The sequence below is a fragment of the Mesorhizobium sp. WSM4810 genome, assembly GCF_055811235.1.
The window spans coordinates 218,573-240,183 of record NZ_JBVVQV010000001.1; the positions used below are offsets into that span (position 1 = coordinate 218,573).

At 60.8% G+C, this 21,611-nt stretch carries 19 protein-coding genes; 6 read left to right on the forward strand and 13 right to left on the reverse strand.

The window, feature by feature from the left end:
• Positions 1-378: 378 nt before the first annotated feature.
• The 5 genes from AC0L3O_RS01085 to AC0L3O_RS01105 all read right to left on the reverse strand — a co-directional run bounded on the left by AC0L3O_RS01085 (position 379) and on the right by AC0L3O_RS01105 (position 5,724).
• On the reverse strand, positions 379-903 hold the full coding sequence (locus AC0L3O_RS01085) for a hypothetical protein (RefSeq protein WP_027152426.1): 525 nt from the start codon (positions 901-903) through the stop codon (positions 379-381).
• A 399-nt stretch (positions 904-1,302) separates the two neighbouring features.
• On the reverse strand, positions 1,303-2,724 hold the full coding sequence (locus AC0L3O_RS01090) for a TRAP transporter large permease (protein ID WP_287120509.1): 1,422 nt from the start codon (positions 2,722-2,724) through the stop codon (positions 1,303-1,305).
• The gene (locus AC0L3O_RS01095) at positions 2,721-3,368 is read right to left on the reverse strand and encodes a TRAP transporter small permease subunit (RefSeq protein ID WP_023800366.1); all 648 of its coding nucleotides are present in this window, start codon (positions 3,366-3,368) and stop codon (positions 2,721-2,723) included. The genes AC0L3O_RS01090 and AC0L3O_RS01095 overlap by 4 nt, the downstream gene beginning before the upstream one ends.
• 70 nt (positions 3,369-3,438) lie before the next feature.
• Positions 3,439-4,569, reverse strand: a complete 1,131-nt coding sequence (locus tag AC0L3O_RS01100; protein WP_023800367.1) for a TRAP transporter substrate-binding protein — start codon at positions 4,567-4,569, stop codon at positions 3,439-3,441.
• 246 nt (positions 4,570-4,815) lie between these two features.
• Positions 4,816-5,724: a hydrogen peroxide-inducible genes activator gene (locus tag AC0L3O_RS01105; RefSeq protein ID WP_473614508.1), complete on the reverse strand. Its 909-nt coding sequence runs from the start codon at positions 5,722-5,724 to the stop codon at positions 4,816-4,818.
• 180 nt (positions 5,725-5,904) lie between these two features.
• On the opposite strand from AC0L3O_RS01105, the gene katG reads away from it, so the two are divergent.
• The gene (gene katG, locus AC0L3O_RS01110) at positions 5,905-8,100 is read left to right on the forward strand and encodes a catalase/peroxidase HPI (RefSeq protein WP_473614509.1); all 2,196 of its coding nucleotides are present in this window, start codon (positions 5,905-5,907) and stop codon (positions 8,098-8,100) included.
• A 106-nt stretch (positions 8,101-8,206) separates the two neighbouring features.
• Here the strand turns inward: katG and AC0L3O_RS01115 are convergent, their stop codons facing one another.
• On the reverse strand, positions 8,207-8,884 hold the full coding sequence (locus AC0L3O_RS01115) for an aquaporin (protein WP_473614511.1): 678 nt from the start codon (positions 8,882-8,884) through the stop codon (positions 8,207-8,209).
• 289 nt (positions 8,885-9,173) lie between these two features.
• On the opposite strand from AC0L3O_RS01115, the gene AC0L3O_RS01120 reads away from it, so the two are divergent.
• The 5 genes from AC0L3O_RS01120 to AC0L3O_RS01140 all read left to right on the forward strand — a co-directional run bounded on the left by AC0L3O_RS01120 (position 9,174) and on the right by AC0L3O_RS01140 (position 14,901).
• The gene (locus tag AC0L3O_RS01120) at positions 9,174-10,460 is read left to right on the forward strand and encodes an RsmB/NOP family class I SAM-dependent RNA methyltransferase (RefSeq protein ID WP_473614512.1); all 1,287 of its coding nucleotides are present in this window, start codon (positions 9,174-9,176) and stop codon (positions 10,458-10,460) included.
• Positions 10,461-10,556: 96 nt separating this feature from the next.
• Complete coding sequence (locus AC0L3O_RS01125) at positions 10,557-11,015, forward strand: PaaI family thioesterase (protein WP_023800372.1); 459 nt, start codon at positions 10,557-10,559, stop codon at positions 11,013-11,015.
• A 4-nt stretch (positions 11,016-11,019) separates the two neighbouring features.
• On the forward strand, positions 11,020-11,682 hold the full coding sequence (locus AC0L3O_RS01130) for a 5'-methylthioadenosine/S-adenosylhomocysteine nucleosidase (RefSeq protein WP_128166197.1): 663 nt from the start codon (positions 11,020-11,022) through the stop codon (positions 11,680-11,682).
• A gap of 56 nt (positions 11,683-11,738) precedes the next feature.
• The gene (guaA, locus tag AC0L3O_RS01135; protein WP_023800374.1) at positions 11,739-13,331 is read left to right on the forward strand and encodes a glutamine-hydrolyzing GMP synthase; all 1,593 of its coding nucleotides are present in this window, start codon (positions 11,739-11,741) and stop codon (positions 13,329-13,331) included.
• 316 nt (positions 13,332-13,647) lie between these two features.
• Positions 13,648-14,901: a tyrosine-type recombinase/integrase gene (locus AC0L3O_RS01140; protein WP_473614514.1), complete on the forward strand. Its 1,254-nt coding sequence runs from the start codon at positions 13,648-13,650 to the stop codon at positions 14,899-14,901.
• Here AC0L3O_RS01140 and AC0L3O_RS01145 read toward each other — a convergent pair.
• From AC0L3O_RS01145 to AC0L3O_RS01175, 7 genes are all read right to left on the reverse strand, one after another.
• Positions 14,882-15,313 (reverse strand): helix-turn-helix transcriptional regulator, encoded by a 432-nt coding sequence (locus AC0L3O_RS01145; RefSeq protein WP_473614515.1) that lies wholly within the window; start codon positions 15,311-15,313, stop codon positions 14,882-14,884. The two genes, AC0L3O_RS01140 and AC0L3O_RS01145, sit on opposite strands and share 20 nt — an antisense overlap.
• Positions 15,314-16,170: 857 nt before the next feature.
• Entirely contained in the window at positions 16,171-16,776 is a 606-nt protein-coding gene (locus tag AC0L3O_RS01150) for a BRCT domain-containing protein (RefSeq protein ID WP_473614516.1), read from the reverse strand.
• Between the two features lie 37 nt (positions 16,777-16,813).
• Positions 16,814-17,302, reverse strand: coding sequence for a hypothetical protein (locus AC0L3O_RS01155; RefSeq protein WP_473614518.1), 489 nt, complete (start codon positions 17,300-17,302; stop codon positions 16,814-16,816).
• A 57-nt stretch (positions 17,303-17,359) separates the two neighbouring features.
• Positions 17,360-18,190: a thermonuclease family protein gene (locus AC0L3O_RS01160; protein WP_473614519.1), complete on the reverse strand. Its 831-nt coding sequence runs from the start codon at positions 18,188-18,190 to the stop codon at positions 17,360-17,362.
• Positions 18,191-18,202: 12 nt separating this feature from the next.
• Positions 18,203-18,583, reverse strand: a complete 381-nt coding sequence (locus tag AC0L3O_RS01165) for an excalibur calcium-binding domain-containing protein (protein ID WP_473614520.1) — start codon at positions 18,581-18,583, stop codon at positions 18,203-18,205.
• A 131-nt stretch (positions 18,584-18,714) separates the two neighbouring features.
• The gene (locus AC0L3O_RS01170; protein WP_473614522.1) at positions 18,715-19,938 is read right to left on the reverse strand and encodes a PAN domain-containing protein; all 1,224 of its coding nucleotides are present in this window, start codon (positions 19,936-19,938) and stop codon (positions 18,715-18,717) included.
• Positions 19,939-20,009: 71 nt separating this feature from the next.
• Positions 20,010-21,575 carry a hypothetical protein gene (locus AC0L3O_RS01175; protein WP_473614523.1) on the reverse strand — a complete coding sequence of 522 codons (1,566 nt, stop codon included), beginning with the start codon at positions 21,573-21,575 and terminating at the stop codon, positions 20,010-20,012.
• Positions 21,576-21,611 lie beyond the last annotated feature (36 nt).

Here is a 21,611-nt window from a genome sequence, read left to right on the forward strand (position 1 = left end):
CTGCTCAGTTTCTCTTCTACTCTACCTGATTAATTGCACACCACCTCAGCCATTGCGCGGATGATCTTGCCACTTCGACGCATTCGTCGTGCCGCATCTTCTTGCGCCGCCAGACGAGGCAGATGGCGCTGCGGCATCGGTTCCTGGAGTGGGCACGATCTCCAGATCGCGCAATGGCGCTGGCTGGTCCTGCCGCTATTTCCGGGATGAGCGTGACGCCCGAGCCCATGCGCCACCATCTGCAGCAGCGTCGGGTCGCGGGCGATCAAAGCGACCTTCGCACACTCGTGCGAAGCGCACGCCCGATGCCAAGAAGCGCCGGTGATCACCGCTGTCTTTCCGCTTCAATCCGACTGTGCCAGGTCGGTGCTGGCAAGGCTAAACCGCCGGTCCTTCGAGCCCGCTTCTCTCGTGCGACTTCCACAGGTACCAGCCGAGGACGGTACCGAAGAAGAATGTGTGGGCAATGAACTGCACGACCGGGCTTGCTTGCAGGAACCAGGGGAATGCGATCGGCGCGATCACATAGAAATTGACGAGCCACAAGGCGAGTCCAAAGATGCTGCCGAGACCGATGAAGGCTGCTCGCCCTCGCAGCATTGCGGCAATCTCCCCGAACACGATCCCATAGGCGATGGCCAGGATCAAATGCACGACCACGCCGGCGATGCTGGCCGTCAAGAGCGGGTAGCCGGGATCGAGGGCTTCCGGTCCAAGCGCGATGGCGCCGATCATGCGCAGGGGCATGAAGAACGCTTCCGCCCCCATCATGAACGCACTCGCCGCCATTTCGAACGCCGCAAAGACGATGCCTGCGACAATACCCGCGACGGCCCCCTGCTGGAGTCCCCATCGGATGTCACGTGGCGTCACCGGCGTATGGATATAATCACGGTAAGCCATAACACTGCTCCCTGTTCTGGACGCAGATTCCTCCGCAAAATCAATGCCGGGAACGCGTCTGCGGTTCCGGGCGTCCGGTACAATTCACGAGGATTTGATTGAATTGATGTTTCTCAGGCCGAGCGGACGGTTCGGCTCATTGCCCGCATCGAAGCTGCAGCCTTGCAGCTTTCCCGCGACCGCCCAAAGCCCGGCTGTTATCTCGCGCGAGACCTCAACTGGCTCCATAGATCGTAGCCCGCAAGGAGGACGCCAATGCCGACCGCAACGCCTAGATCGGGATGCGGGACGAACCGGATTACGACGCCAAAAAACGCCAGAAAGACAACAAACGCCAAGACGGCCAAGAAGCGGCTCAAATTCATCTATTGTCCTCCATTCGCCGCGGCATCCCCGTCCTCAGCCCCCATAGATCAGGTTGGGCAGCCCGTACACGATCTGCGGGAAGATGTAGATGATGACCATGCACAGGATGACGATCAGCATATAAGGCATCATTCCGCGGAAAATATCCGAAAGCTGAACATGCGGCGGCGAAATGCCCTTGAGGTAGTAGGCCGACATCGCCATGGGCGGCGACAGAAAGGCCGTCTGAAGGTTGACCGCGACGAGCACGCCGAAAAACAGCGGATCGATCTCGAAATGCGCCAACAGCGGCAGGAAGATCGGAACGAAGATCACGATAATCTCCGTCCATTCCAGCGGCCAGCCCAGGATGAAGATGATGATCTGGGCGACGATCAGAAACATCAGCGGCGACATGTCGAGGCCGGTGACGAAATCGCTGATCAGTTGCTGGCCTCCCAGATAGGCAAAGACCGAGGCGAAGGTCGCGGAACCGACGAACAGCCAGCACACCATCGCGGTCGTTCGCGCCGTCAAATAGACGGACTCCTTCAGGCGTTGCCACGTCAGCGCCCGGTAGGCGGCGGCCAGCACGACGCCGCCGAGCGCGCCGATGGCGGCAGCCTCCGAAGGCGTGGCAAGGCCGAACAGGATAGCGCCGAGCACCGCAAGGATCAGGACCGCCAGAGGGACGAAGGAGGTCAGCAGCATCCAGCTGATTTGCAGGACCGAATAGTGGCCTACCTCGTCTCGGGTCGGCTTCGGCGCCAGCTGCGGCTGCAGCACCGCCTTCGCCACCACATAGATCAGATAAAGGCCGGCAAGCAGCAGTCCCGGAAGCAGGGCTGCCGCATACATGCGGACCACCGACACACCCGCCGTCGCGCCATAGACGATGAGCAGAATCGACGGCGGAATGAGGATGCCGAGGGTTCCGCCGGCGCAGATCACTCCCGAGGCATAGCTGACGTCGTAACGCGCCTTCAGCATGGCGGGAAACGCCAGCAGACCCATCAGTGTCACGACCGCGCCGACAATGCCTGTGGCCGTTGCGAAAAGGGTGCAGGTGATGAGGGCGGCGACCGCCATGGAGCCGGGAACGCGCCGGGTGGCGATATAGAGGGTGCCGAAAAGACGCTCGATGATATTGGACCGCTCGACGATGTAGCCCATGAACAGGAAAAGCGGGATGGCGGTCAGCACGTCGTTCGAGATCACAGAATAGGTCTGATTCACGAACAGATCGAAAATGCGGTTGTTGAAGAAGCCGCCGATCCAATGCTCCGTAAGCGTCCAGCCGTCGGCGCCATCCTCAACCGCCCGTTCGTAGGCGCGCCACATCCGTCCCGGATTTAAATAAGCGTAGTAGCCAAAGGCGACCCCGAGCGCCATCAAAGTGAACGCAACCGGGAAGCCAAGGAAGATCGCCAGAAGCAGAATGAGCAGCATCGCGACGGCGACCTGAGGATCGCTCATCTGTCTTCTCCGTCGCGGTCGGGTTGATTGTCGGGATGGAGGAACGGGAGGTCGACTGCCTCCGAACCGTGATGCAGAACATCGAGCGTCTTGGCTTCCATCAGCACCTTCTCGGTCTCTTCCACGTCTTCAGCCGCGCGCGGCCATGTTCCGGTTCGCAGACAGACGACGCAGCGGAACACCTGAGCAATCCCCTGCACGAAGAGCAGGATGCCTGCCGCCACGATGACGGCCTTGAACTGAAAGATCGGAATCCCGGCCGGGCTGTTCGAGCTTACTTCGAGATAGCGAAAGCTGCGTGCGGCATACTTCCAGCCGGCCAGAATCAGCGCCGTGACGCCTGGGAAGAAGAAAATGAAGTAGAGGACAAGTTCGACCGCCGCTTGCACGCGCGGCCGCCACAGCCGGTAGATGAAATCGCCGCGCACATGCCCGTCTCGCGACAAGGTGTAAGCGCCGGCCATCATGAACATGGTGCCGTAGAGCATGTAGCTGAGGTCGAATGCCCACGCAGTCGGCGCGCTGAACAGGTATCGCACGACGACCTCATAGCTCACGCCGAGCGTCATAACGACGACGCTCCAGGCGAACACCTTTCCAAACCATGCCGAAAGTTCATCGGCGAACGCAATGTAACGGAGCATTTACTGGGTTCCGTCAGATACAATCCGGCGGTCCGCAAAACCGCCGGATTTGCCGAAGCGGAGACGCGAATTAGAGCTTCAGCTTGCCGGGGAAGTAATGTTCGTATGCCAGTGTCAGGTCGGCTGAATTCATAAGCTCGTAGTAGACGACGCGTTCGACCCATTGGCGCTGGCTGTCGAGCACCCGCTTCATGAACGCATCCGCCTCCAGCGTCGGGATGATCTTGTCCCAGGCCTGGAGTTGTGCGTCGAGAATCTCCTTGGAGGTGCGGTGCACGGTGACACCGTGCTCGGTCTGCAGTTTCTGCAGGTCGGCCGAATAGTTGTCGAGGGCGACTGCCGTGGTCGCGGTGCTGGCCGCCTCCACGCCATATTCGAGAATGGCCTTCAAATCGTCGTCGAGGTCGTCGAATACGTCCTTGTTGAACAGGAATTCGAATGACTCGCTAGCCTGATGATAGGACGACAAGATATAGTTCTTGGCGACGTCCTGCGAACCGAAGCGAAGGTCGGATGACGGATTGTTGAATTCGAAGGCGTCGATAACCCCGCGCTCCATGGCCGGCACGATTTCACCGCCGGGCAACTGCGCCACGCTGAGGCCGAGGTTCTGCATGAGATCTGCGGCAAGACCCACCGTCCGATACTTGAATCCCTGCAGTTCGGCGGGGGTCGTGACAGGATTCTTGAACCAGCCGAACGGCTGCGCCGGCATCGGGAAGCCATAGAAGCCGACCACGTTGAGGCCCATGATGTCCTGCGTCAGCTCGCGGTAGAGATCCTTGCCGCCGCCCTGGTGGAACCAGGCAAGCATGGTGGTGGCGCTGCCGCCGAACACAGGGCCAGTTCCGAAAAGCGACGCGGCCTTGTGCTTGCCGTACCAATAGACGGGGACGGTGTGCGCAGCGTCGATGACGCCGTCATTGACGCCATCCAGCACCTGGAACGCGCCGACGACCGCACCCGCGGGCAGGAGCTCGAACTTCAGCCGGCCGCCCGACATCTTTTCGACGCGCTCTATGTATAGCCGCGCGAAATCCATCCAGATGTCGGAAGCAGGCCAGGAGGTCTGCATCTTGATGGTCACCGGCGCCTGCGCCAGTACGGCCGGGGCCGAGAGCGTCGTCGCTGCAGCCGCACCGGCGGTGATGGCGGTGGACTTTTCCAGGAACCCGCGACGCGAGATTTTATTGTCGGACATTTACTCCTCCCATTGTTGTAAACGCTTCTGCCACAACCAGAATATGCGAACTCGCCCCTTGCGCAACCAGTTTCGCTGCCGGTGACATCGGGGCATCGGGCGCTCGGTCGGGCACAAGCGCCAATATGTTTCCGCATTCGACGATTTTTTAGTCGGCGCTTATCCTTGTTCTGGCCTCCATAACGAATGTAGCACTGCTGCGCGGCATGCCAAGGCGGTCGGACCCTCTGGCCGACATTCCCACCCTCACGCCGCCAACACCGCCTCGTCCAGGCCGCGGATGATCTTGGCCAGTTCGACGCATTCGTCATGCCGGACCTTGTTGCGTCGCCAGGCGAGGCAGATCGTGCGCTGCGGCATCGGCTCCTGGAACGGCACGATCTTCAAATCGCGCATGGCGCTGGCCGGCCCTGCCGCCATTTCCGGGATAAGCGTGACGCCGAGCCCGTGCGCCACCATCTGCAGCAGCGTCGTCAGGCTGGTCGCGCCATAGCTCGCCATTGCCACCGGCCGCACGCTGCCGCAGACGGCAAGCGCCTGTTCGCGCAGGCAGTGGCCTTCCTCCAGCAGCATCAGCCTTTCCAACGCCGGGCTTTCCGGCGGCACTGGCGGCGAGGCGAATGCGGGATCGCCGGCCGGCACGGCAAGGAAGAATCGGTCGGAGAAAAGCGGCTCGGTGATCAGCCCGGGCTGATCGAGGGGAAGGGCCGCGATGAAGGCGTCGAGCTTTCCCAGGGCGGTGTCCTCGACCAGCGAGGCTGTCACCGCTTCACGCAATTCGAGCTGCAAGGCCGGGAAATGCCGTTTCAGTTCCGGCAGCACATGCGGCAGCAGATAGGGCGCCACCGTCGGGATGATGCCGAGCCGGAAGCGCCCTTCCATGGCGGGGCGGCCGCGCCGGGCCTTGGTCTCGATCTCGCGGATGTCGGCAAGAATGCGCTCGATACGTGGCAGCATGGCCAGTGCCTCGTCGGTCATCCGCACCGATTTGCCGCCGCGCTCGAAGAGCCGGCAATTCAGCCGCAACTCCATTTCTGCAATCTGCGACGACAGCGCCGGCTGGCTGACGCCGGCCAGTTTCGCGGCGCGGCCGAAATGCAGCGTCTGCGCCAGTGCCTCGAAATATTGCATCTGCCTGACGGTGAGACCAATCATAAGAAAATCCTATCGCAACAAACTGGAAAGGCAATTTGTTTTTATCGGCAATGCGGCCTAGTCTGGAACCGTTCCAGAGTGGCGTGGCTCAGGGCCCGTCCGGAAAATCATCAGATCCCCGGAAGATCGACAATCCCGGAAAACGACAAATCCCGGAAAATTCAGAAATTGGAGAGAACGATGGACGCAAAGACCGATGACACCAGCGCCGGAAAATGCCCGGTCGTGCACACAACTATCGCCAGGGCCAACCGTGACTGGTGGCCGAACCAGCTGAATGTGCAGGTACTTCACCAGCAGTCCGCACTGTCCGATCCGATGGGCGAGGCATTCGATTACGCCAAGGAGTTCAAAAGTCTCGACCTGAACGCCGTGATCAAGGACTTGCATGCCTTGATGACGGACTCGCAGGAGTGGTGGCCGGCCGACTTTGGCCATTACGGGCCGCTGTTCATCCGCATGGCCTGGCACAGCGCCGGCACCTACCGCATCGGCGACGGCCGTGGCGGCGCCGGAGCCGGCCAGCAGCGCTTCGCGCCGCTCAACAGCTGGCCGGACAACGTCAATCTCGACAAGGCTCGCCGGCTGCTGTGGCCGATCAAGCAGAAATACGGCCGCAAGATCTCCTGGGCCGACCTGATGATTCTCACCGGCAACGTCGCCCTGGAATCGATGGGCTTCAAGACCTTCGGTTTTGCCGGCGGGCGCGCCGATGTCTGGGAGCCCGAACAGGACATCTACTGGGGCCCTGAAGGCAAGTGGCTGGCCGACGAGCGCTACAGCGGCGAACGCGATCTCCAGAACCCTCTTGCCGCCGTGCAGATGGGTCTGATCTACGTCAACCCGGAAGGGCCGAACGGCAACCCGGACCCGTTGGCCGCGGCGCGCGATATCCGCGAGACCTTTGCGCGCATGGCCATGAACGATGAGGAGACCGTCGCGCTCATCGCCGGCGGCCACACCTTCGGCAAGACCCACGGCGCCGGCGATGCGACGCTGGTTGGCCCCGAGCCGGAAGCAGCCGGCATCGAAGAGCAGGGCCTCGGCTGGGCGAGCACGTTTGGCACCGGCAAAGGCGGTGACGCGATCGGCAGCGGCCTGGAAGTGACGTGGACGACGACGCCGACGAAATGGGGCAACAACTTCTTCGACAATTTGTTCGGCTTCGAATGGGAGTTGATCAAGAGCCCGGCCGGCGCGCACCAGTGGACGCCGAAGGGCGGCGCCGGCGCCGGCACTGTGCCCGATGCCCACAACCCGGCAAAGCGTCACGCGCCTTCGATGCTGACCACCGACCTCGCTCTGCGGTTCGATCCTGCCTACGAAAAGATCTCGCGGCGCTTCCATCAGAATCCGGACCAGTTCGCCGATGCCTTCGCCCGCGCATGGTACAAGCTGACCCACCGCGACATGGGCCCGCTCGTGCGCTATCTTGGCCCGCTCGTGCCCAAGGAAGAGCTGCCGTGGCAGGATCCTATCCCTGCCGTCGATCATGTGCTGGTCGATGAGCTGGACGTGGCCGCCCTGAAGTCAAAAATCCTCGCCTCCGGCCTTTCGGTGCCGCAGCTGGTCTCGACGGCCTGGGCGTCCGCCTCGACCTTCCGTGGTTCCGACAAGCGCGGTGGCGCCAACGGCGCGCGCATTCGCCTGGCGCCGCAGAAGGACTGGGACGTCAACCAGCCGGCTCAGCTGGCGAAGGTGCTGGAGAAGCTCGAAGCGATCCGCAAGGAGTTCAATGCTTCGCAGTCCGGCGACAAGAAAGTCTCGCTTGCCGACCTGATGGTCATTGGCGGCGGCGCCGCAATCGAAAAGGCCGCGAAGGACGCCGGCAACGAGGTGAAGGTTCCGTTCACGCCGGGTCGCATGGATGCCTCCCAGGAGCAGACCGACGTCGACTCCTTCGCCCCGCTCGAACCGACCGCCGACGGTTTCCGCAACTATCTCAGCGGCCCGCAGCGTTTGTCGCCCGAGGAGGCGCTGGTCGACCGGGCGCAATTGCTGACGCTGACGGCGCCGGAGATGGCAGTCCTCGTCGGCGGCCTGCGCGTGCTCGGCGCAAATGCCGAGCAGTCAACGCACGGCGTCTTCACCAAGCGGCCTGAGACGCTGACCAATGACTTCTTCGTCAACCTGCTCGACATGGGAACGGTGTGGAAGTCGACATCGGAGGCCAAGGAATTGTTCGAAGGACGCGATCGGACGACAGGCGAGCTCAAGTGGAGCGGCACCCGCGTTGACCTCATCTTCGGTTCGCATGCCCAGCTGCGCGCGTTGGCGGAAGTCTATGCGACCGCGGACGCGGAGGAGAAATTTGCCAATGACTTCGTGGCGGCGTGGAACAAGGTGATGAACGCCGATCGCTTCGAACTTGCCTGATCGGCCAAGGCCCGGAGCGGGTAGCGTCCCGCCTGGATAAGTTTTTCGAACCTCAAACAAAAAGGCGCGGGCCGGGTCCCGCGCCTTTTTGTCAGACCAAAGCCTGTCAGTCCTTCTCGAAGATACGGGTCTTGGCGACCACGCCGGCGATGGCGCCGCCGATCAGCGGTGCGACCATGAACAGCCAGAGCTGGCCGATCGCCGCACCTCCCGAAAACAGCGCCGGGCCGATCGAGCGGGCCGGATTGAGCGATGTGCCGGTCACCGGAATGATGGCGAAGTGCAGTCCTGCCAGCGTCAGGCCGATGACGAGGCCGGCAAAGGCCGTCGCGTGGCTGCCGCTGGTGACGCCGAGGATGACCGTGACAAAGGTGAAGGTTCCGATCAGTTCCCACAGGAACGCCGAGCTGAGACCCCACTTCGTCGCATCCCAGCCATTGGCGCCGAAGCCGCCGGTATGGCCGCCGACCTGCCCGGAGACGATGATCCACAGCGCCAGCGACGCAATGATGGCGCCGATGACCTGCGCGATCCAGTAGGGGATGACGTTCTTGGCCTCCATTCGGCCGGCGAGGAACACGCCGAGCGTCACCGCCGGGTTGAGATGTGCACCCGAGATCGGGCCGATCGCATAAGCCGCCGCGATCAGGCCGATGCCGAATGCCAGACCGATGCCTTCCTGGCCGAGCGGCAGCGCGCCGCCGAAGCCGCCCGTCACCACCGAAGCCGTGCCGATGAACACCAGTAGAAATGTGCCTAGAACTTCCGCGAGGTAAGTCTTCATTGCCCTCTCCTTGTAATTTCCCGCCGATCCGCTTGCAGTTCTTGGCGAATCACGCAGCGGAAGACTATCGCAACTTCAAAAGTTTGAAAGCATAGCAATGCGAGGGTCGCTGATATCAAGAGAGCTGCGTTTGATCTGGTGTTCTCACGGGGAGAGGGTAAGGGTGAGGGGCAGCGCAAACTTGAAGCGACTGCCCTCTGCCTCCAGGATTCTCCCCGCTTGTGCGCGCCGGTCGCGCGCTTTAGAGCAGGACCCCGGAATTGATTTTGCTGAGTAACGGAATCACAAGATGCGACTGGGCGGACGGCTGGCAGCAGCCATCGAAGTGCTGGAGGATATCGGCCGGCGGCACCGGCCGGTCGCCGATGCACTGAAGGATTGGGGGCTGTCGCACCGCTTCGCCGGCGGCGGCGATCGCGCCGCGATCGGCAACATCGTCTATGACGCGCTGCGGCGAAAGCGCTCGGCCGGCTGGCTGTTGGGCGAAGATACGCCGCGCGCCATCGGTTTTGGCGCGCTGCTGCTTGAATGGAACCAGACGGCGCAGTCGTTGAACGAAGCGCTCGACGGTGACAAGTTTGCGCCGCCGCTGTTGAACGACGATGAACTGAAGGCCATCGCTGACCGCCAGGTAAACGATGCGCCGCCGGCGGTGCGCGCCGATATTCCGGATTGGTGCGAACCGTTGTTCGAGCAGGCCTTCGGTGCCAGCTGGGTCGATGAAGGTGCGGCGCTGGCGACCCGCCCGCCGCTCGACCTCAGGGTCAACACGCTGAAGGCCGATCGCAACAAGGTGCTCGCCGAACTGGCCGAGACCGGCGCCAAGGCTGCACGAATTGCGCCGCACGGCATCCGCATTCCGCCGATCGCGAGCGACGGCAGGCACCCGAACGTGCAGGCCGAACCGGCCTTCCAGAAAGGCTGGTTCGAGGTCCAGGACGAAGGCTCGCAGATTGCCGCCACGCTGGCTGGCGCCGAGGCCGGGATGCAGGTTCTCGACTTCTGTGCCGGAGCCGGCGGCAAGGCGCTGGCCCTGTCGGCGGCGATGGACAATCGCGGCCAGGTTTTTGCCCATGATTCCGAAAAAGCGCGGCTGGCGCCGATTTTCGACCGCATCCGCCGCTCGGAAAACCGCAACGTGCAAATCGTCACCAAGCCGACGGAACTAAGCCCCCTCGCGGGCCACATGGACATCGTCGTGGTCGACGCGCCCTGCACCGGCAGCGGCACCTGGCGGCGCCGGCCCGATGCCAAATGGCGGCTGACGCAGAAGCAGCTCGATGCGCGCAAGGTCGAGCAATCGGCGATCCTCGATGTCGCCAAAACCTTCGTCAAACCGGGCGGGCTGCTGGTCTACATCACCTGCTCGGTGTTCGACGAGGAGAATGGCGAGCAGGTCGCTGCCTTCAGGGATCGTAACAGCGGCTTTGTCCCGGTCGATCACCGCCAGCTCTGGGACAGCCGTTTTCCGGGCCACGAGGCGGCAGCGCGTATCGGCGCAGGCGGCATTTCGCTGTCGCCGGCGTTGAGCGGTACCGATGGGTTTTATGTCTGCGCACTGCGCCAGGATGGCTGAACCTTGCCGGCGGGCTGATTGCTGCAGTGCAGCAATAGCGATTGCCTGCCGCTCATACCTCTGCAATAAGCTTTTCTGACAGGAGCGTGACAGGCTATGGCAGCAGAGATCGTACCCGCCCCCAATTATGAGGATCGTGTCAGGACGTCCTTCGCGCGCCAGAACGCCATGATGACGATCGGCGCCGAGCTGACGTTGGTGACGCCGGGCATCATCGAGATCGAGATGCCCTATTCGGCGGCGCTGACTCAGCAGCATGGCTTCCTCCATGCCGGCGTCATTTCGACGGCCCTGGACTCGGCCTGCGGCTATGCCGCGTTCTCGCTGATGCCGGAAAGCTCCAGTGTGCTGACCATCGAGTTCAAGGTCAATCTGCTGGCGCCGGGCCGGGGCGAGCGTTTTCTGTTCCGCGGCTCGGTGACCAAGCCCGGCCGCACCATCATCGTTGCCGACGGCCAGGCCTATGCCTTCGCCGTCGACGGCGAGGCCAAGCTGATCGCCACCATGACTGGAACGATGATGACGGTGGTCGGTCGCGATGGGATCGAAGGCTGATCCGATGCGCAAGGCCGTCAGAATTGCCGGCAGGGGCGTCCTCTTCGTGATGGCGGCGCAGGCCGAATACGGGCCGCATCTGCAGCGGCTGTTCACCCCTGTCATGACAGGGGTGGGGCCGGTCGAAGCGGGTGTCAGGCTGGGCGCGGAACTGTCATGGCTCAAATCTGAAAAGGCGCTGCCGGATCTCGTCGTGTCGCTCGGTTCGGCCGGCAGCCGGACACTGGAACAAACGGAAATCTACCAGGCCGTTTCGGTCGCCTACCGCGACATCGACGCCTCGCCATTGGGCTTCGAGAAGGGCGCGACGCCGTTTCTCGACCTGCCGGTGACGGTGCCGCTGCCGTTCAGGATTCCAGGCATAGGCGAGGCGACGCTGTCGACGGGCGCGGCGATCATCTCCGGCAGCGCCTATGATGCGATTGGCGAGGACATGGTCGATATGGAGACCTTCGCCTGCCTGCGTGCCTGCCAATTGTTCGGCGTGCCGCTCGTCGGCCTGCGCGGCATTTCCGACGGGGCTGCCGATCTCAGGCATGTCGGGGACTGGAAGGAGTATCTCCATGTCATCGACGAGAAGCTGGCGGATGCGGTGACGCGGCTGGAACAGGCGATCGGCTCCGATGCGCTGCAGTTTGGACCATCGCATGACGCGGAAACGGAGTGAGAGAGACGCCTTCGCAACCCATTGCGCCGACTCGTTTCTTTCTCTAAACGCTCGCCATGAAGATAGCCAATCGTCCCGACACCGTCCTGCCAGACACCGTCCTGCCAGACACCGTCCTGATTGTCGATTTCGGCAGCCAGTTCACGCAGCTCATCGCCAGGCGCATCCGCGAGGCCGGCGTCTTTTCCGAGATCGTGCCGTTCCAGTCGGCCGAAGCGGCGTTCAGGCGCATCAATCCGAAGGCGGTGATCCTCTCCGGCGGCCCGGCCTCGACCGGCGACATCGGCAGCCCGCGCGCGCCGCAGATTGTCTTCGACGCCGGCGTGCCGGTGCTCGGCATCTGCTACGGCCAGATGGCCATGTGCGTGCAGATGGGCGGCGTCGCCGAAAGCTCCGACCATCGCGAATTCGGCCGTGCCTTCGTCGAGATCCAGAAGGACAGCCCGCTGTTCGAGGGCCTGTGGGCGCCCGGTCAGCGCCATCAGGTGTGGATGAGCCATGGCGACCGCGTCATCTCGCTGCCCAAGGGATTCGAGGTGTTCGGCAAATCGGAAGGCTCGCCCTTCGCCATCTTCGGCAATGTCGAGCGCAAGATGTACGGCATCATGTTCCACCCCGAAGTGGTGCACACGCCGGACGGCGCCCGGCTGCTGCAAAACTTCGTCCACAAGATCGCCGGCATCGAAGGCGACTGGACGATGCGCGCCTACCGCGAGCACGCGGTCGAGACGATCCGCAAGCAGGTCGGCAAGGGCAAGGTCATCTGCGCGCTTTCGGGCGGCGTCGATTCCTCGGTCGCAGCACTTCTGATCCACGAGGCGGTCGGCGACCAGCTCACCTGCATCCTTGTCGACCACGGGCTGATGCGCAAGGACGAGGCATCAGGCGTGGTGGAGATGTTTCGCCAGCACTACAATCTGCCGCTCATCCTGGTCGACGCCTCGGACCGCTTTATCGGCGCGCTCGAGGGCGAGTCGGATCCGGAAAAGAAGCGCAAGACCATTGGCCGGCTGTTCATCGAGGTGTTCGAGGAAGAGGCCGAGAAACTCGGCGGCGCCGATTTCCTGGCGCAGGGCACGCTCTATCCCGACGTCATCGAAAGCGTCTCCTTCACCGGCGGCCCGTCGGTGACGATCAAGTCGCACCACAATGTCGGCGGCCTGCCCGAGCGCATGAACATGCAACTGGTCGAGCCGCTGCGCGAACTGTTCAAGGACGAGGTTAGGGTGCTCGGCAAGGAGCTCGGCCTGCCCGACAGCTTCGTCGGCCGGCACCCGTTTCCCGGACCCGGTCTTGCCATCCGCTGCCCGGGCGGCATCACCCGCGAAAAGCTGGAGATCCTGCGCGAGGCCGATGCCATCTATCTCGACGAAATCCGCAAGGCCGGCCTCTATGACGCCATCTGGCAGGCCTTCGCCGTGCTGCTGCCGGTGCAGACCGTCGGCGTCATGGGCGACGGCCGCACCTATGAATTCGTCTGCGCGCTGCGCGCCGTCACCTCGGTCGACGGCATGACGGCGGATTTCTACCACTACGATATGGCGTTCCTCGGCGCCGCCGCCACCCGCATCATCAACGAGGTGCGCGGCATCAACCGCGTCGTCTACGACGTGACGAGCAAGCCGCCGGGCACAATCGAGTGGGAATGAAGCTCGGTCGTTCGCCAGCATTCGGTGGCTATCGGCGGCATACAGTTAGCTCATTGAATTTAAATAGTTTTCCTCTCTTTGCCTATCGCTGACTATCGCCCACAAGCGGAATCATTTGGCGGTAAGCCTGACGGCATCCCTTCTCTCATCATCCTCCCTTGAAGCTAGTACCGTCACGACCTCGCTTCCTAGTACGTTAGCTAATCTCTAGGTAAGCCATTGAACTTTCGACGATATGATTGGGACTTGACGGTAAAATCGATGACGGTAAAATCTGGCGCTGGATATGTGGAAACGCGCTTAGATTGTCCTCGCCATGCTCACTGACATTGCACTTAAGAAGCTAAAACCAAAAGACAAAATATACAAGGTCGCTGATCGTGACGGTATGTACGCCACGGTGTCCCCCGCAGGGCAGATCTCGTTCCGATACGACTACCGAATGAATGGTCGGCGAGAGACAGTCACGCTGGGCCGCTATGGTGAGGGTGGCATCTCGCTAGCAGAGGCGCGCGACCGCTGCATTGCCGCTCGAAAAATGGTGGCAGCCGGACAATCGCCGGCGCATGAAAAGCAGCGTGAAAAGCGGCGCCTGTCTGCAATGGCCATCTTCGGCGATGCCGGCGGGGGCTGGTTTAAGGAGGCCAAGATGGCGGATAGCACGCGCTCAATGCGAAAAGCCATCTTCGATCGAGACATCTTGCCGATTTGGGACAAAAGACTCCTCACAGAAATAACAGCTGACGACTTGCGGGCGCTCTGCGCAAAGGTGCGCGACCGCGGCGCGCCGGCAACAGCCATTCATGTCCGGGATATTGTTAAGCAGATCTATGGTCATGCAATTCTGCACGGCGAGAAGATTCCCAATCCAGCGGACGAGGTAGGACCGGCCTCGATTGCCACGTTCGAGGCAAAAGACCGAGCATTGTCCCCCGCAGAAATCCGAATCATGCTGAACGAGTTGGAAAATGTGCCTACGTTGCCGACGATACGGCTCGGCCTAAAGCTGATCCTGCTCACGATGGTTCGGAAGGGTGAGCTGCTGGACGCGACGTGGGACGAGGTCGATTTTGAGAACGCTGTTTGGAGCATTCCCAAAGAGCGAATGAAACGGAAAAAGCCGCATAACGTCTACCTGTCCCGCCAATCCCTCGATATCCTAATTGCGCTCAAGACTTGCGCAGCGAACTCGCGATACGTGCTGCCATCTCGCTATGACGCCGACGAACCCATGTCGCGCGCCACCTTCAATCGGGTCACCATGGCCATTGTCGACCGCGCAAAAAAACAAGAATTGCCGCTTGCGCCCTTTACAGTGCACGATCTACGGCGGACCAGCTCGACACTCCTAAACGAGATCGGATTCAATCGCGACTGGATCGAAAAATGCCTTGCCCACGAAGACAGCCGTACCTCGCGCGGTGTTTATAACAAGGCTGAATATGAGCCGCAGCGCCGTCATATGCTCCAGGAATGGGCTGACATGGTTGAGGCCTGGGCGGCAGGCAAGAAGCACACGCCCGTACTCCAGCCTGCGGCCGGGGCGGCGATCATTCTCGATCCGATTTGACAGGCCTCGTCTTGCGCGACCGCACGTCTGGACCTGGGGCGATTTCGATAGTACCGGCAGACGATGCGTTTCGCCTTGCCTGTACCCAGGCCTCCACCTCCGCCAGATCCCAAACAACACAGCGAGGGGTCAGATTGAAGCGTCGTGGGAACTCGCCACGTTGCTCCATTTCGTAGATTGTCGTATCCGATAAAGGGACGATTTCTCGCAGCTGCGAGCGGCGAACAGTTCGCATCACCCGACGCGACCCGATATGTGGCAGAACCGGAAACAGGCCAGGCTGCTCAATTTCGAACGTATCCAAATCTGAAAACTGCTGCGGTTTGACCATTTCGTAACGGGAGGATTGCCTTGTTGGGCAACCATCGCGCAACTTACCGAGACCGTGTACCGCCATCAATTGCGACCACATATCCTTGCTTACGAACGAGGGAACCTCGAAGGGGCGCCATTACAGACACTCAGGACCGACTGGGAATTTTTCTCAATGCTTGCCAGACCCGGGAATGGCACATGATTGCAGAAGATTAATAAACTCGTCGCAACGCAACCGGCCTCTACCCCGTTTGGTCGGCGGGCATAGGGTTCCGGCAAGTCGTTCGCCATAGAGAGCCGCCCATATTGCACTTTCCAAGATTCCCGATGGCGACCGCAGCACGCTTAACGCTTCATCTGGATCTTCCTCTTCCGGTCCATCTGGACGCCCACCGGACGGCGGCGGCAATAGTGGAGAAGCGGCCCCATGGAAGCTGCCGCGAGCGTCGCGAAGGCACTGTGACCGCGCTTCAGGCCAGAAAAACCAATAATTGAAACACTTGGCGTAGGTTCGTGTCATAAGCTCGTCGACGGTCCTTAACCAGAAAAGCGCGTTGCTCTTCCTCTCCACTGAAATTCGTGGGCGTCAATAAAAGCAATAGTTTAGCTTGTTTTCCAGCACCCCGCTGGCTGTCTTCCCATACGGTCCCACATGGTCACCAAATCCGACGTGCTTTGCCGGCACATTGGGGATAAGTCAGTTCGGCATTCAAACCGGCGGCTACCCACATGACGAGGGCCATACCCCCGGCAACCGCCATTGGCACTCCGTTTCAATGTTAGGCCTAACCGGCAGATAAAGCCCGGTGCTACACCAAGGGCTTTTGCCGGTGAGATCAAGCCCAGCAAACAAGACAAGTTATCGTGCCAGGACCAAGCCCATCCACGGCACCGAGAAGGCCCACCATAGCCGGGAAAACCCTCGTCTAAGGTCCATGCCGTGAACTTCCGCTCTCAGAGAAAGCTAGCCCAATGGCTCTCGGCCACAATCGAGATTGGCAATCCCTGGTCGCGCCAGTCGGTGGCCTTGACGATCTTGTCGCCAAATGACGAATGTTTCCACGATTCGGTGGCATAGGCCCCTATCACCAAAACCTGTGTCTTCTGGCTAAGACTTCCCGCGAAGCCACCACGATCTGCAATGGCCTGTTCGCAGTGTTTTCGCTGACCGAAATTGAATGTGCCTGTGAAGCAGTATAGCCGACCGGCGAAGGTCAAAGTTGGGGCCGGTATGCAGAGTGGCAGCGTTGTCGGCTTTAGCACCTCCCCAAGTTCGAAATCACGATTCGAAAAGCTGTTTAGCGTGTCCAGAAGTTCGGCGTGTTCATCCGAATCAAGCACGCCGTCTGCGAGAATATCGTTGATGCGCCGATACAAGGTTCGGATGAGTGGCTGATTGCTGATCTCCGCATTCGCCGCCAGCCATTTTTGAAGGAATTCGACCTCGGCCTTGTTGATGGTTCCATCCGCGGCCAGGCCGCGCGCGAGTCCGATGAGTTCGTCGACTTGACGCGATGAGATGCGATCACCGCCAACGCGATTGTAAAATTTGTCTTCCACTAAAACCTCTCCCTTCCTCCCTCAAGAAAACCATTCATCAAGCGTACTTTGCAGGCCAACGCCAATCCGTTTGCGCCTTGCCGTAGCAGTTGCCGTAATCGACGAACTGCCCGCTAGAGATATCGCGGCACGCCCAAACCAATTGGCCGTACTGGTTGTAGAATTCATCCCAATCGGCACCCTGATAATATTTCGGCCTGACATATCCGCCGCCGCCGCAGTTGTTGTTCGAGCATACCGCAATGGCAGCGCCTACCGCGGCGATCGCCACACCGGCGGCGATCGCCTGGTTCTGCTTTCGGATCATGTCGGCGCATTGCTGTGGCGTCACCGACCGCCGAGCAAGCTCCGTATAGAGATCGTCCCGGAAGCCTTGATTACTCGCCGTGGCATATGATCTGCAAAGCGCGGACGTGCTCACTGCCTGGGGGTTCTTGTTCAGCGCCTCTTCGGACGTTGTGCATGATGCGCTTGCAAGGGCAAAAACTACCGCGGCCGAAGCTGCGGCACGCCGGCCGATTTCCATTTACCCTCCCACCCAAATTATTCAGTCAGCCAAAATTCCACGGCCGTTTGTCGTTCTCTAACAGAGCGTTTCGCATGCAACGCCGTCGCCATCACGATCCAACTTGCGGCCCCATGGGCAATTGCTGAGATACCATTGGGCTTCGTCGCAGGAGCCGATTCGCGAGCAAGTCCGCCGCGGCTGACATGAGTAGCTTTGCGCTACCTGCCGGCGGCCGATGATGCCGAGAGGTTGACTGACGGCCGGCTGCTGACCATCCGCATGCTCAGCGCGCCAATTCCATGGCTCCTGAAACGTTCCGACCCACAGGCCGACCTTCGCCTTCTCGGCTTTGGTCTGCTGCGCTGCATACGCGCCATGGCTGTAGCGAAACCAGTCGAGCGCATGGCCATGCTCGACCATCCAGGCGGTAACGCGTGCGCCGTCGGCGCGCCGGCAGTCGCCGACAAAACGGCCGTAGCGGTCCCAAGTGACGAAGCTGCAATGCACCGGCATCGAGGCCCCCAGGAACTTGTCCAGTGCTTCGGCGGCTCGGCGCCCGCAGGCATACTCGAAGCCCTTGGCGTCATTGCAATACTGCTGGCTTTCTGGCGCGTCGATTCCGTTAAAACGAATCCGCTGTCCATGAATTTCGATGGTGTCCCCATCGATCACCGACGCAACACCGGCGATCGGCGCGGGGCTCGGGCTGGTCCAGTTCGCCAGATTGAGCTCAGGCATGCGGTCGCTGTGCTGCACGACGAACTGCGTTGCGTAGGCCGCCATCGCAGCCACGGTTACAATAATCAGCCGCTTTGCAATGCCCGCCAATTTGCGTACACGCCGCAGCTTGGCGCCAGTCCATTTGCGCCACTGGGCAGATCGATTGTCGTAGCGAGAGCTGTCCAACGTCCGCCGCCCCTACTCGCACCCGACGCCGTCGTGATCGCGGTCCAGTTTATTGGGATCACCGTTGGTGATCTTCACCGGGCCAACCACGACGGGATTGTTTCCATTGCCGCCTGCGCAATCCAAATCGCCGCCGTCCGGCCGTGACGATTGCATCGGCGCTGACGACACCCCTCGATACCTATTGACGACTGCTGCAGCGCGCGCGCCATCCCCTTCGATAAGCGTGTTCTGGCTGTTGGGATTGAACGGGTCGACCGTTTGGAGGAACAGATTTGCATGGCCCGCGTCGCCAGCCGCGAGCGTTACCGTATCGTAGTGGTTCAAGTAGTCGGCTGCGCAGCCCGAGAAGAGCACCGCGCACAACAAGCACGAAAATTCGCGCACGCCCATGAATGAATTTCCCCAACCCCAGGCAAGATCATGCGCTATTTGGCTTTTGTTGTCGAATCCAGAAGAGGTTCGACATTCCGTGAAGGCACCATTCCCGTCATTGCCGTCATTGCCGTCGGGCCGGTCCCAATTCAACTGCGGGTGGCTTTAACGCCCGACGTCACGCCTTTGAAGGGAGACGATGATGTCACGTTGTCGAGCATGGCGCACATCTTGTTCGGACCGTCAAAATTGAAGCCTAGACATCTCTGGTCAGCGGCGCAGGCCACTACGCAGTCGGCATAGCTGCTCCGCACATTCGCGTAAGCCGCTCCAATGACTACTGTGTCCTTGGCGAAGACGAGGCTAGAGTACTGGAGATTTGCCTTGATGGCTCCCTTCGCCGCCATCACTGCGTCAGGATTCCTAACCAGAATCGACGCATTATCTTTCATGAAACAAGCGGCGTGCTTCTTGTCGTAGGTGAGTGCTAAGCAGCTGCGATCTGCCTCGCATTGGGCCTGGCACTGTTCAAGCGAGACATTCCAAGCGGGCATACCCGGCAGATCGTTTCCCATCGCGTCCCATCCGTCCTGCACAAAAAGTTGTTCGGCCGCGGTTGCTGCGTCCTTCCGCTCCTGGTCCATGTTGAAATCGCTTGGCGCGAAACTGGCCTCGTCGAGCCAAAGGCAACGGCTGGCGAGTTCTCGCGCCGAATTGTCGTCAAGGCCCACCGATGCGAGTGTCTGGATTGATGACACCGGCGCCTGCGGCATCGATCTAGGCGAGGGTCTGTTGACAAGCCGTACCTGGACCTCGACTCCGGTGTTGGCCAGCCCCCGCGTGTAGCACCAAGCCGTATCCCAAGTTGGGTCTTTCTCACTGTCAAAATGATGACCGGACTCGAGTTGCCAAGTGCTGCCAGCGTAAGTCACTTGGCGATTGGCGAACTTTACGAAATCGAACGTATCTGGATTGGCTGGGTCTGCGGGCGGCAGTGGCGGTTGCTCGATTGACGGCGACTTCGGCTTGTCTGTCTTTCCCTCCTCGGCGATTGTCTCGCCACCCGGAATTCTGTCTTCTGGTTTCTTCGTCTCTTTTGGCTGGTTCTCGTTCGGGTTTGACGGTTCTTTTTGAGCGATCGGCGGCTCCGGTTGGTTCACCGAACGGTCGCGATCAAAGACCAGCCATACACCTACACCGATCCCAACAGCGGCCACGGCGATGGCAGCGCCGGTAGCCATTCGCCGAAATGCATTGGCCCGGGCGATCATATCGTGCGCAGCTGCTTCTGCCTGCAGAGTTGGAATGGCCGACCGTTTGACCTGCAGATCGATCGCTTGTTCGAGAAGCTTGGTGTTATGTCGTACGAGCACGTCTAATACCCCGTTTCGCCCCTTTGTCGGCTCGTCAAAGTCTGATTGCAGTTCGCCTTCTAGAGCCCTCTCTATGCTGTCGTTTTGCCTCTTGCAGAAACCTTTACCAGATCGACTACTTCCGGGGGGAGTTCCCGATCCAACGCCCGGCGTAGCGCTTCCGGGTCGTCAGTAAGGACGGGAACATAGAGAATCTCTTTGACGACCTTCTCGACTTCGACAGGAACCTCGATGCGCCTTTCGACCTCTCTGTCGACCGGCACCTGCACGGTTACTTTCCTGACACGGCGCCACCGCCACCGTAGCAGCATTCGGCGTAGCAAACGCGAGAGTTTGCTTTCGCGCTGAACGTCGGCCCGTGCGCCGATGCGTTGTAAGGCCAGCGCGACCATGGCTGTGATCGGCCCCGCTAGTGCCGCGATGAATGCAAGCGAGGCGAACCAGATCGTCGACACCGTCCCGGCCTGAGCGTCTGTAACGTCCTCTGGCTTCACCCCATACCAGCGAGCTGCCAGCCTACGGATCTGATCGTTGCGAGCGAGCGGGAGGCGCTCTGTTTCCAGACGGCTCAGTTCCGCCGCGATGGCGTCTTGCCGCTGCTGGTTTTTAGCGAGTGTCTCTGACTTGCGAGTTGCGGCTTCCTGAGCGGCTGCTAGCGCAGCACGTGCTTCGTCAAGCTTACGGTCCCAATCGGCAGCGGTGCCGTCGTAGAGTTTCTCCAGATCATTGCGCCTAGCCTCAAGGCGCTGTTTGTCTTGGGGGGTCATCGCAGGACTATCTTTTCGCAGCCTCTCATATTCAGCGCGGGCCGCGGCGACTGCCGGCTCCACTTCGGCCAATTTCGGCGCGAATTCGGCCTCTTTTCTGGGCCGCGGGTTAGTCAACTTGTTCAGCCCGTCTTCGTTGCGTTGCACCGATGCAAGGTCGCCGGTTTCGCGTGCGCTCTTTATGCGATCAACGTAGCTATCCCGCTGTCGCTCGAATTGCTCCACGGCGTCCTTGATCTCTCGATCGCGCCGTTCCACGAGCGCACTCAGCGCTGCTTGTTTCTCCTGGAGATACTCCTTGGCTCGCGCCGCCGCTGGTGAAAGGGTGGTTGCGGCCTGCAGCTCCTGGTCAACGTCTGTTATCCGTGCACGCAATTTGTCGCGCTCGGTGTCAGCCAATCCACTGAGCTGCTCCAGATCGCTTCGGGCCTTTGCCTCGTCGTCAGTGTTTCGCAAGCTTTCGGCTGCCGCCTTGAGATTTTCGCTCTCTTGCTGGAGTGCGTTAGTTTGGTTGGCGAAGTTGGCATACTGCATCTCGCGCATAGTGCTGGCACGCTCCAACCCGAGAAGCACTGTCTCAAAAGTGATGCCGGCCAATACGAGCAGAAACGCCAGGATAACAGGTTTCCAAAACCACGAGGCGCCGAACAGAAGCGTTGCGATCGGGATTTTCGTCAGCTCAGCAATCGCGATCATAAAGAACGGGGCACTTGCAAGGACAAGGTCCATTGAGTCCGCCGCCTCATTGGCAACAAAGCCGCGGTAACTCAGAGCCACGCCGGTTGCTAGACCCATGATCGCCGCGACGATTTCAAGTGCCCACGCACCGCGATACGTCCACTGGCCATAGCTCGCCAGTTTCTGGCTCATTGCCGTGTTCATATGCAAGTCCCCACCCTCAGCAAC